The organism is Pseudomonas sp. CGJS7 (assembly GCF_036961695.1).
Genome location: NZ_JBAMDI010000133.1, coordinates 16,794 through 28,178 on the forward strand (window position 1 = coordinate 16,794; position 11,385 = coordinate 28,178).

The 11,385-nt window shown below is 68.0% G+C and carries 9 protein-coding genes; all 9 read right to left on the reverse strand.

The features are described 5' to 3' along the window. Nucleotides 1-164: 164 nt before the first annotated feature. Nucleotides 165-1,037, reverse strand: coding sequence for a class I SAM-dependent methyltransferase (locus tag V7787_RS43915; RefSeq protein WP_336093958.1), 873 nt, complete (start codon nucleotides 1,035-1,037; stop codon nucleotides 165-167). A gap of 364 nt (nucleotides 1,038-1,401) precedes the next feature. Beyond that, nucleotides 1,402-2,367: a protein translocase subunit SecF gene (secF, locus tag V7787_RS43920; protein WP_336093959.1), complete on the reverse strand. Its 966-nt coding sequence runs from the start codon at nucleotides 2,365-2,367 to the stop codon at nucleotides 1,402-1,404. Nucleotides 2,368-2,383: 16 nt separating this feature from the next. Further along, nucleotides 2,384-4,246, reverse strand: a complete 1,863-nt coding sequence (gene secD / locus V7787_RS43925; protein ID WP_336093961.1) for a protein translocase subunit SecD — start codon at nucleotides 4,244-4,246, stop codon at nucleotides 2,384-2,386. A gap of 58 nt (nucleotides 4,247-4,304) precedes the next feature. After that, on the reverse strand, nucleotides 4,305-4,661 hold the full coding sequence (gene yajC / locus V7787_RS43930; RefSeq protein ID WP_336093963.1) for a preprotein translocase subunit YajC: 357 nt from the start codon (nucleotides 4,659-4,661) through the stop codon (nucleotides 4,305-4,307). A gap of 286 nt (nucleotides 4,662-4,947) precedes the next feature. Beyond that, nucleotides 4,948-6,048 (reverse strand): tRNA guanosine(34) transglycosylase Tgt, encoded by a 1,101-nt coding sequence (gene tgt / locus V7787_RS43935; protein ID WP_336093974.1) that lies wholly within the window; start codon nucleotides 6,046-6,048, stop codon nucleotides 4,948-4,950. A gap of 289 nt (nucleotides 6,049-6,337) precedes the next feature. After that, a complete protein-coding gene (gene queA, locus V7787_RS43940; RefSeq protein ID WP_336093965.1) occupies nucleotides 6,338-7,378 on the reverse strand; it encodes a tRNA preQ1(34) S-adenosylmethionine ribosyltransferase-isomerase QueA in 1,041 nt (346 codons plus the stop codon). Between the two features lie 331 nt (nucleotides 7,379-7,709). Beyond that, nucleotides 7,710-8,312, reverse strand: coding sequence for a response regulator transcription factor (locus V7787_RS43945; protein WP_336093968.1), 603 nt, complete (start codon nucleotides 8,310-8,312; stop codon nucleotides 7,710-7,712). Beyond that, nucleotides 8,309-9,493: a sensor histidine kinase gene (locus tag V7787_RS43950; protein ID WP_336093970.1), complete on the reverse strand. Its 1,185-nt coding sequence runs from the start codon at nucleotides 9,491-9,493 to the stop codon at nucleotides 8,309-8,311. The genes V7787_RS43945 and V7787_RS43950 overlap by 4 nt, the downstream gene beginning before the upstream one ends. A gap of 158 nt (nucleotides 9,494-9,651) precedes the next feature. Continuing rightward, nucleotides 9,652-11,385 (reverse strand): CIA30 family protein (locus V7787_RS43955; protein WP_336093972.1); only part of this gene is annotated, 1,734 nt, incomplete at its 5' end.

The following is an 11,385-nucleotide window of genomic DNA, read 5'->3' on the forward strand; positions in this document are numbered from 1 at the left end:
TTCGTCGCGGGCGAAGCAAGATCAAAATGGATTCCGGCTTTCGCCGGAATGACGGTGGGAAGGTTGCGCGGCGCGGCTGTGTTGGCGGCTCTCGGAGCCGCCCTGTGTGGATTGCGCTTACACGGCAGGCAAGCCAGAAAACTCGCGCCTACTCGGCTTCGAATTCAAACCCGAGCGGTAACGATCCAGGTCGCACCACCCACCTCCAACCCCTCATCACCTGCAAGCCCCAACAACGCCGCGCGAATCGCCACCCGCGCCCGCGCGTTGACCTCCTCGCTCTGCGCCTCCAGCAACCGCGCGATCGGCCCGACCCGGAACACCTGCTCCATCGCATCGTCGGCCATCGCTTCGCGGGTGGCGCCGCGGCCGAGATAAAACGGGGTGGCGAACGGCTGCAGTTCGATCGAGCCGAAACCGGCCGCGGTCAGCACTTCGCGGATGTGGTCGGCATCGCTGAAGGCGAACGGGCCGGGTTGGCGCGTGTCCACCGGGGTGCGTTCGACGAAGTCGGCGATGGCGGTCAGCGGCAGTTCGTACCAGTCGTTGAGTTCCGGCCCCTGCCAACACGCGAACGCGAGCCGGCCGCCGGGTTTGAGGGTCTTGCGCAGTTCGGCGAAGGCGGCGGTGGGGTCGTCGAAGAACATCACGCCGAAGCGCGAGAACAGCAGGTCGAAGCTGGCGGGGGCGAAGCTGGGGCGGCTGGCGTCGGCTTCGCGGAAGTCCACCGACAGGCCTTGGGCGGCGGCGCGCTCGCGGGCGCGGCCGAGCAAGGGGGCGGAGATGTCGACGCCGATCACCGAGCCCTGGGCGCCGACGGCGCGCGCGAGTTCGAACGAGGTGGCGCCGGCGCCGCAGCCGATGTCGAGTACGGCTTCGCCGGGCTGGGGCGCGGCGGCCTGGAAGGCGGCGCGGCCGTAGGCGGCGGTGCGTTCGTCGAGCCAGTCGTTGTAGGTCAGCCAGCGTTGGCCGACGGGGCCGTTCCAGTATTCGATCTGTTCGGCGTTGGGTTGTGCGGGGGATGCGGGAGTTTCCAAAGCGATCTCCTGGTCGGCGCTCGCGTCGGGCGGGCGCGGGTGGCTAAGGAGGCTGGCGGAGGCTTCGCTCCGGCTGGCGGGTTCCCTTTTGCATGGGGGAGCCTGCGGAGATTTTCCAGGGGCGGGTTGTACGGCCGGTGTCGGTTTGATGCGGGTTACGCCGGGCAGTCATTGTCGCGGTCGCGGCTTGCGCCGCTCCTACAGGTAGCGGCCGTGGCCGCGATTCCGACTGTAGGAGCGGCGCGAGCCGCGACCGTGATGTCTCAAGATCACGCCGGCAATCGGATTCTCAGGTATGCAATCGCGCGGCAAAGAAAAGGCCGCGACTGGCGCGGCCTTTTCCGTGACTCCAATAACCGACCGCTTACGGGCGGCGCGCCAGCGCCGCGTCGTCCTTGGCCTTGGGCAGCAAGTCCTGCTTGGTGACCTTGAGCAAACCCAGGGTCAGCAGCGGGCACGCCACGAAGATCGAGGACAAGGTGCCGATGATGATGCCGAGCATCTGCGATTCGGCCATGCCGCGCAGCGAGCCGCCGCCGTAGATGTACAGGGCGATCACGGTCAGGAACGCGACGAACGAGGTGATCACCGTGCGCGACAGGGTCTGGTTGATCGACTTGTTCAGCACGGTCTCCGGATCGGCGCGCATCGAACGGAAGTTCTCGCGCACGCGGTCGAACACCACGATGGTGTCGTTGATCGAGTAGCCCATCACCGACAGGATGCCGGCCAGCACGGTCAGGTCGAACTCGTGGCCGCTGAGGGCGAACCAGCCGGCGACCACGATCACGTCGTGCAAGGTGGTGATGATCGCCGCCACCGCGAATTTCCATTCGAACCGGAACGCGATGTAGATCAGGAAGCCGACCACCACGAACACCAGCGCGTACACGCCGTTGAGCGCGAGCTCTTTACCGACCTGCGGGCCGACGAATTCGTTGCGCAGCACCTTGCCGGTGTTGCCGTCGACCGTCACCGACTTCATCACCGCTTCGGCGGCGTGGGTGGTGGCGGCGGCGTTGCTGTCGCCTTCGCGCGGCTGCAGACGGATCAACAGCTCGTTGCCCGAACCGTAGGTCTGGACCTGGGCGCTGTCGTAACCCTCGGCGGCGAGGCGGTTGCGCACGTCGTCGAGGTTGGCCGGCTTGTCCAGGTGCACTTCCACCAGGTTGCCGCCGGTGAAGTCCAGGGCGAAGTTGAAGCCGCGGGTGGCCATCGCGCCGATCGCCACGAACATGATGATGGCGGCGATGGCGATCGACAGCCACCGCAACTTCATGAAGTTGATGTTGGCGTCGTTGGGCAGCAGGGTCAGCGGGAAAATTTTCATGTCTGGTTTCTTCCCGTCAGATCGCGATGGACTTGAGCTTACGGCGCTTGCCGTAGATCAAGGTGGCGATGCCGCGCGACACGGTCACCGCGGTGAACACCGAGGTCAGGATGCCGACGATCATGGTGATCGCGAAGCCCTTGAGCGGGCCGGTGCCGAACATCAGCAACGCCAGGCCGGCCAGCAGCGCGGTCATGTTGGAGTCGAAGATGGTGCCCGAGGCCTTGTCGTAGCCGCTGGCGATCGCCGCTTGCGGCGGCACCCCGGCGCGTAGCTCTTCTCTTATTCGTTCGTTGATGAGCACGTTGGCGTCGACCGACATGCCGACCGACAAGGCCAGACCGGCGAAGCCCGGCAAGCTCATGGTCGCGCCGACGAAGGGCAGCGACATCACCGCGACCACCATCAGCAGGTTCAGCAGCAGGGCCAGACAGGTGATCAGGCCGAACATGCGGTAGTAAATCAGGAAGAAGGTCAGCGCGAAGATGAAGGAGTACATCACCGCGGTGGTGCCGCGCTTGACGTTGTCCGCGCCCAGGCTGGGGCCGACCACGCGCTCTTCGACGAAGGTCATCGGCGCGGCCAGGGCGCCGGACTTGAGCTGCTTGGCCAGGCTGGCGGCTTCTTCCGGGCTCAGGCCGGTGGTGCGGAATTCTTTGCCGAATACGCCCTGGATGGTGGAGTTGCTGATCACGCGCTCGTCGGTGCGGGTGGTGCGCACTTCCTTGCCGTCGACGATCTTGGTTTCCGGCACCTGTTCGACGTAGACGATGCCGAGCGGCTTGCCGACGTTTTCCAGGGTGTGGTTGAGCATGCGCTGGCCGCCGATGGCGTTGAGCGTGATGCTGACCATCGGCTGGCCGGTCTGCGGGTCGTTGCCCGGCACGGCGTTGATGAGCTGGTCGCCGGAGACCAACAGGCGCTTGGACAGCAGCACCGGTTGCTTGTTCTGGTCGTAGTACACGCGCGCTTCCGGCGGCACGTTGCGGTCGCGCACCGCCGAGGCGGCGTCGGCGCGGGTGCCCACGCCGGCGCGGAATTCCAGGGTCGCGGTGGCGCCGATCTGACGCTTGGCTTCGGCGGTGTCCTGTAGGCCCGGCAGCTGGATCACCACGCGGTCGGTGCCCTGGCGCTGGATCACCGGCTCGGCCACGCCGAAGGCGTTGATGCGGTTGCGCAGGGTGGTCAGGTTCTGCTCGATCGCTTCCAGCGAGATGCGCTGCAGTTCCGACTGCGGCACTTCCAGGGTCAGGGTGCGGTTGTCGAGGTTCTGGGTCAGGGTCGGGAAGGCGACGCGCAACTGCTTCTGCGCCTTGTCGGCGTCGGCGTTGGCGGCCAGGGTGGCGATGATGGCTTCGTTGCCGCGGCGCACCACCGAGGTGTACGGCACCGAGTTGTCGCGCAAGGTCGCGCGCACGTCTTCGACGTAGGCTTCCAGGCGCTTGTCCAGCGCGGCGGCCTGATCGACCTGCATCACGAAGTGCACGCCGCCCTGCAAGTCCAGGCCGCGCGGCATCGGCTTGGCGCCGAGCGATTGCAGCCACGCCGGCACGGTCGGCGCCAGGCTCAGCGCGACCACGTAATCGCTGCCCAGTTGCGGGCGCAGCAAGTCGGAGGCCTTGGTCTGCTCATCGGTGTCGTTGAGGCGAACCATCAGGTTGCCGTCTTCGACCTTGATCGATTTGGAAGGAAGCTTGGCCTGGGCCAGGATGCCGTCGACCCGCTTGGCCAGCGCCGCGTCGATCGCGGTGGTGCCGGCGCGCGCCGCGGTGATCTGGACCGAGGGGTCCTGCGGATACGCGTTAGGCAGCGCATAGATCACGCTGACGATCAGCACGATCAAGGTGGCGAAGTATTTCCAGCGCGGAAAGGTCAGCATCGAGAACCCCTGCGGCGACCTCCCCGGCCGCCGCTTGTGTAGATGGCGTGGCGTCGGCTCAGGCCGACTTCAAGGTGCCCTTGGGCAGGACGTTGGCGATCGCGCCCTTCTGCACGCGGATGCGCACGTTGGCGGCGATTTCCACGGTGATGAAGTTCTCGCCGATGTCGGTCACGGTGCCGGCGATGCCGCCGTTGGTGAGCACTTCGTCGCCCTTGGACAGCTTGTCCAGCATCGAGCGGTGTTCCTTGGCGCGCTTCATCTGCGGGCGGAAGATCAGGAAGTACATGACGGCGATCAGCACCAGCGGCAGAACGAGGCCGCCGAGGCCGCCGCCGAACAGGCCGCCCGGCGCGGCGCCGGCGGGAGCGGCCTGGGCGTACGCGGGGGCGATCAGAAGGTCGAGCAGATTCATCTGGAAGGTCCTGAAACTAAAAATAGCCGGGGATTATGCCACGGCTGGGTTGGGGGTACGGCTGGGGCCGAATTGGGGCTTGGCGCACGCTTTGGCGGGTGACCGGGGCGCTGCCGCCCTCCCCGCCGCTACCGGCTCCTGCCCCTGTCATCCCCGCGCAGGCGGGGATCCAGAGACTTCAGAGCCATGCCGCGACAAGGCCCTGGGGCCCCGCCTGTGCGGGGACGACGGGCCAAAACCGGCGGCCGGACCGGGCTGGAGCGGCCGCGGGACCGCGGTTCGCGCCTTACCCGGTGCGCGCGGCGTAGAAAGACTCGCGGAAGGCGGCAAAGGTTCCCTGCTCGATCGCCTCGCGCATCTGCGCCATCAAGCGCTGGTAGTAGCGCAGGTTGTGCAAGGTGCCCAGCATCGGCCCGAGCATTTCGTTGCAGCGGTCCAGATGGCGCAGGTAGGCGCGGCTGAAGCCGTTGGAACAGGCGTAGCAGTCGCAGCCTTCCTCGATCGGGCGCAGGTCGCGCTCGTACTTGGCGTTGCGCACCCGCACGGTGCCCTGGGCGGTGAAGTAATGGCCGTTGCGGGCGTTGCGGGTCGGCATCACGCAATCGAACATGTCGACCCCGCGCGCGACCGATTCGACCAAGTCCTCGGGCCGGCCCACGCCCATCAGGTAGCGCGGGCGGTCTTCGGGCAGCTGCGGGCAGGTGTGTTCGAGCATGGCGTTGCGCTCTTCTTCGGGCTCGCCCACGGCCAGGCCGCCGACTGCGTAGCCGTCGAAGCCGAGTGCCTTGAGGCCTTCGGCCGAACGCGTGCGCAGGTCGTGGTGGACGCCGCCCTGGACGATGCCGAACAGCGCCGCGTCGTTGCCCTCATGCGCTTTCTTGGAGCGCTCGGCCCAGCGCAGGCTCAGTTCCATCGATTTGCGCGCGACCTCGACAGTGGCCGGGTACGGCGTGCATTCGTCGAAGATCATCACGATGTCCGAATCGAGCACGCGCTGGATGTGCATGCTCTCTTCCGGCCCCAGGAACACTTTGCTGCCGTCGACCGGCGAGGCGAAGGTCACGCCTTGTTCGGTGATCTTGCGCCGGTGGGCGAGCGAGAACACCTGGAAGCCGCCGGAGTCGGTCAGGATCGGGCCGTTCCAGCGGGCGAAGCCGTGCAGGCCGCCGTGGTCGCCGATCACGTCAAGGCCCGGGCGCAGGTACAGGTGGAAGGTGTTGCCGAGAATGATCTGCGCGCCGAGGTCGCGGACTTGCTCGGGCATGATCCCTTTGACCGAGCCGTAGGTGCCGACCGGCATGAACGCGGGGGTTTCGACGGTTCCGCGCGGGAACGTCAGCCGGCCGCGGCGCGCGGCGCCGTCGTTGCCGAGGAGTTGGAAGGACATGCGGCTCATGCGCGGGTTCCTTGGTATGGGGCGGGACGCATGGGGCGACGCGCGGGGCAGTGGAATGTTCGGTGCGATCGGCACGGCAGGTTGGCCGGCGTTGTCGCCCTACCCGTCATTCCGGCGAAAGCCGGAATCCATTTTGATCTTGCTTTGGCTTTGGGCGGATCTGGAGCAAGAGCAGAATCAAAATGGATTCCGGCTTTCGCCGGAATGACGGGTTTTGGGAAGTGTTTCGGGTGTTCGGGGTTGGCTTGGGGGTTCTTTGCTTCGGGATGTCGCGGCGGGGCTAAACCTCTGCGGTTGGCCACAACAACATCGCATCCCCATACGAAAAGAACCGATACCGCTGCGCGATCGCATGCGCATAAGCATCGAACATCGTCTGCTTGCCGACGAAGGCCGACACCAGCATCAGCAGCGTGCTTTCCGGCAGGTGGAAGTTGGTGATCAGCGCATCGACCGAACGGATCTTGTAGCCCGGCAGGATGAACAAGCGGGTTTCGCCCGCGAACGGCTGCAGTTCGCCGCCGCCCTGGCGGGTGGCGCTTTCCAGCGCGCGCACCACGGTGGTGCCGACTGCGATCACCCGGCCGCCGGCGGCGCGGGTGCGGCGGATCTGGTCGATCAGGCCGGCGCCGACGTTGAGCCATTCGCTGTGCATGACGTGCTGGTCGAGGCTGTCGGCGCGCACCGGCTGGAAGGTGCCGGCGCCGACGTGCAGGGTCACGTGGCCGAACTGGACGCCGCGCTCGCGCAGTTGCGCCAGCAGGTCTTCGTCGAAGTGCAGGCCGGCGGTGGGCGCGGCGACCGCGCCGATTTCGCGCGCGAACACGGTCTGGTAGCGCTCGGCGTCGTCCTGGCCGGGTTCGCGCTGGATGTACGGCGGCAGCGGCAGGCGGCCGGCGTGCAGCAGCCATTGCTCCAGCGATTCGGGGACGTGGAAACGCAGGCGGTAGAACTCGCCGTCGCGGCCCAGCACCTCGGCTTCGCCGCCGGCGTCCAGGGCGATGCGCGCGCCCTCTTTCGGCGATTTGCTCACGCCCAGTTGCGCGCGCGCTTCGCTGCCGCCGAGCAGGCGCTCGATCAGGATCTCGACCCGGCCGCCGGTGCTTTTCTGGCCGAACAGGCGCGCGGGGATGACCCGGGTGTCGTTGAACACCAGCAGGTCGCCGGGCTGCAGCAACTGCGGCAGATCGCGGAACACGCGGTCCTCGCGCGCGGCCGGGGCCGGCGGCACCACCAGCAGGCGGCTGGCGGAACGCTCGGCCAGGGGCGCCTGGGCGATCAGCTCGGGCGGGAGTTCGTAGTTGAAGTCGGACTTTTTCAAGGAAACCGGAGAGATTGAGCGCGAAGCGCCGCAGCGGCCGTAGCGGTCAGAAACCGGCTGGAGCCTAGGGGCGCGGGCGAGACACGGCGGCGATGGGGGCCGGGGTCGGTCTCGGGGAGGCGGTCATTATCCGGGTGTTGGGGTGGATCGCCAAAAAAGCGGGGTGGAGCAAGAGCAAATCCCCCCTAACCCCCCTTTTTCAAAGGGGGGGAACAGCAAGTGCGCTGGGTCTGGCAGGTCCGACGCTCCATCCGAAGGGTTCCCCCCTTTGAAAAAGGGGGGCTAGGGGGGGGATTTGCAGTTGCTGTTGCTGTTGCTGTTGCTGTCGCCCCTACAACCACCCATTCTGCCGAGCCCGCCGATACGCCTCGATCCGATTGCTGCTATCGAGCTTGCCGATCGCTTCAGACAAATAGTTGCGCACCGTCCCCTGACTCAAATGCAGTCGCTCGCCGATCTCGGCGGTGGACAAGCCCTCGCCCGCCAACCGCAACACCTGCCGCTCGCGCTCGGTCAGCGGGTCTTCGTCGCTCCACGCCGCCACCGCCAACTGCGGGTCGATAGCGCGGCCACCGCGATGCACTTGGCGCAAAGCCTCGGCCAACTGCCCCGCCGGCGCATCCTTCAGCAAATACCCGCGCACCCCCGCATCCATCGCCCGGCGCAGATAACCGGCGCGGCCGAAAGTGGTGACGATCACCACCCGCGTCGGCATTCCCGAATCGCGCACCCGCATCGCCAGATCGATGCCGGTCATCCCCGGCATCTCGATATCGGTCACCACCATGTCCGGCTGGACGCGTTTGACCGCCTCCCAGGCCTGAGCGCCGTCGCCGGCCTCGGCGACGACTTCGATGTCCGGTTCCAGGTTCAGCAGCGCGGCCAACGCGCCGCGCACCAGGGCCTGATCTTCAGCGAGCAACAAACGGATCATGCGGTACCTCGTTCGAGCAGGGCCGGTTCGCGTCCGGTCCCGGTGGCGGCAGTGGGCGCCGGCAGCCGGCGCGCGGCGGCGAGCGCCTCGCGCGACACCAGCAGGCTCAGGCGCGTGCCCGCGCCGTTGGGACTTTCGATTTCCAGTACGCCGCCGACCGAGCGCAGGCGTTCGCGCATGCCGGTCAGGCCGTGGCCTTCGCCGGAAACGCCGCCGCGGCCGTCGTCGGCGACGATCAGCACGATGCCGCCGCGGGCATCTTGAGTGAGTTCGACCTCGACCCGGCGCGCGCGCGCATGCCGCAGCACGTTGGTCACCGATTCGCGCAGCGCCAGCGCCAGCACCGCTTCGACGTTGGCCGGGATGTCGACCGGCGCGAGTTTGTGGTCCAGGCTGATTTCACCGCCCAGCAAGGCCAGCCGCGCCGCCGCCAGTTCGGCCTGCAGGCCGTTGGCGCGGATGCCGGCGACCGCTTCGCGGACCTGGGTCAGCGCTTCGCGCGCGACCCGTTCGACTTCGCTGATCTGATCCTGCGCGGCCTTTTTATCGTGTTCGAGCAGGCGCGCGGCGAGTTGCGATTTCAGCACCACCACCGACAAGGTGTGGCCGAGCAAATCGTGCAGGTCGCGGCCGATGCGTTCGCGCTCGGCCAGACTGGCCAGGCGCCGTACTTCTTCCTGGGTCAGCCGCAGCTCGGCGTTGCGGCGCTCGCGCGAGCGCGCGGCCAACACGCCGGTGAACACGATCGCGCCGACCAGCACCTGGATCAGCACGCCGAACAACGGCGATCCCTCCGGCGGCAAGGTCGCGATCGATTCCACGCCGAACAGCGCGAACAAGGCCGCCGTCAGCACGATCCCGCGCCCCAGCGGCAGAAAGCTGGCGATCATGCCCGCGGCGAAGATCAGATAGGTGCCGCCGCCGATCCCGAACGGCACGGTGACCAAGCCGATCCCCGCCACCGCCAGCACCAGCCACAGCCGCAAGGTGGCGCCGCCGCGATAGAACGCCCAATACAGCGGCAGGAACACGATCACCGAACCGATCGCCATGGCGAAGATCCACCACGGCGCCGGCCACTGGAACACCGGGATGAAGACGAAACTCAGGTACAGCAGCGACGCCAGATGCCAACCCAACAGGTTGTCTTGGGTGTCCAGCGGCGGTCCGGGCATGCGCATGGTCGGGATCCTGAAAGTCGATCGCGGCCCGGCGAACCGGACCCCGATCACGGCGCGTACTGCGCTAGCTACGCGTTGCTCGAAGGTGGGGAACGAGTGCAAGGCCACTGTAAACCTCTGACTGTTCTGGCACTCGCCCGCCACGATCGGTGCGGACTTTAGCGGAGTTCGAAGGCTTGAATCTCAAACGCGAACGGCCCCGGCGCGCCGATCGCGCTGACCGCGACCGCGCGCAGACGGGCCGGATCGATGTCGCCGCGGCCGCTCAGCGGCACGCTCACTTGCTGCCATTCGGAGCTGCTCTGGACCATCTGCACGGCCGGCTGGCCGGCGGCGTTGGGGCCGGAGAACACCAGCACCATCAGCCCGCGGCCGTCGCCGCGCACGCGGAAACTCACCTCGCGCACGCCGCTGGCGTCGGTGGCGCCCATCATCGTCGGCGCGGGGCTGTACATCAGCCCGCCCCAGGCCTGGGCGGCGCCGGCGACGATCTCGCCCTTGGCCGCGAGCGCAGGCACGGCGGCCGCAACCGGTTCCAGGCGCGAGGTCGATTTGCCGCCGAAATAGCCGTCGCTGGTGGCGACCCACTGCGGCAGCGGCTTGCCGTCCTGGTGCAGCGCGACCGCGCCGGGGCGCAACGTCGGCACGCTGGCGCTTGGCGCGCGCGCCACCGGGTAGCCGTTCTTCCAGACGGTGCGGATCGCGCGGGTCGCGGCGATATCGGCGGTCGGGTCGCCGTCGACCAGGACCAGATCGGCACGCAGGCCCGGGGCGATCCGACCGCGGTCGGCCAGCTTGAACCGGCGCGCCGGCTCGGAGGTGGCCGCGCGCAGGGCCTCGGTCGGGCTCAGGCCCGCGCGGACCAGCAGTGCGAGTTCGCCGTGCTGGCTGGCGCCGTGCGCGGTAGCCGGGTTGCCGGCGTCGGTGCCGGCCAGCAGCGGCACGCCGGCCGCGTGCAGGCGGCGCACGTTATCGAGCGCGTTCTGCAATTGCGGCGCGCGCGAGGCGACCACCGGGAAACCGGTGGCCAGGCTGTCTTTCTGCGCCTGCTGCAGCCACGGCGCGATCTGCGCGTCGGCGGCCAGGCGCTTGCCCTCATCGGCGCCGGCGATCGAGGCCAGCACGGTCAAGGTCGGCACCACGAAGACCTGGCGCTTGCTCATGGCCTGGATCAGCTTGGGGTCGTCGAGACGGTCGCCGTTGATATGGACCAGACCGTCGGCGCCGGCATCGACCGCGAGCGCGGCCTCCTCGGCAAGCGAAACATGCACCACCGCCAGCCGCCCGCGCTTGTGCGCCGCGGCGATGGCCGCGCGCAGCGAGGCTTCCGACAGGCTCGGCAGGTGCGCTTTGCCTTCGCCGTCGCGCAATTGTTCCAGCACCAACTTGATGTAGTCCGACCCTTCTGCGATGCGCGCATCGACGAAGGCCTCGGCCTGGGCCGGATCGTCCAGGGTCGGGATGGTGAAACCGTATTGGGTGCCGTGGCCGCCCTTGGCGGTGACCAGGGTGCCGGCCGACCACAGATCGGCCTGGCTGGTGCGGGCGCGGCTGGCGCGTTCGCCGCGCGCGGCTTGCAGTTGCTGATACGAGGAGAACATGTCGAGTTCGGTGGTCACGCCGAAACGCAGCGCGTCGGCGCGGGCGTCGCCCCAACTGTGGGTGTGCGAATCGATCAGGCCCGGCAGCAAGGTCTGGCCGGCGCCGTCGATGCTCGGCACCTCCGCCGGCACCGGCAGGTCGGTGCCGACTTCGGCGATCAAGCCGTCGCGCACCAGCACCGTCGCCGACGGCAGCACCCGTTCGCCGTCGAACACCCGTACCTGGCGGATCGCGAACTGGCCCGACGGCGCGGTGGCGGAGTTGTCGCTCGTGGCGGTGGCAGCCGGCGC

Bases quoted from the DNA above. Each gene is read 5' to 3' on its own strand.
- V7787_RS43950 (WP_336093970.1), bottom strand. From the start codon at position 9,493: ATGCGCATGCCCGGACCGCCGCTGGACACCCAAGACAACCTGTTGGGT.
- V7787_RS43945 (WP_336093968.1), bottom strand. From the start codon at position 8,312: ATGATCCGTTTGTTGCTCGCTGAAGATCAGGCCCTGGTGCGCGGCGCG.
- yajC (WP_336093963.1), bottom strand. From the start codon at position 4,661: ATGAATCTGCTCGACCTTCTGATCGCCCCCGCGTACGCCCAGGCCGCT.
- secD (WP_336093961.1), bottom strand. From the start codon at position 4,246: ATGCTGACCTTTCCGCGCTGGAAATACTTCGCCACCTTGATCGTGCTG.
- secF (WP_336093959.1), bottom strand. From the start codon at position 2,367: ATGAAAATTTTCCCGCTGACCCTGCTGCCCAACGACGCCAACATCAAC.
- tgt (WP_336093974.1), bottom strand. From the start codon at position 6,048: ATGTCCTTCCAACTCCTCGGCAACGACGGCGCCGCGCGCCGCGGCCGG.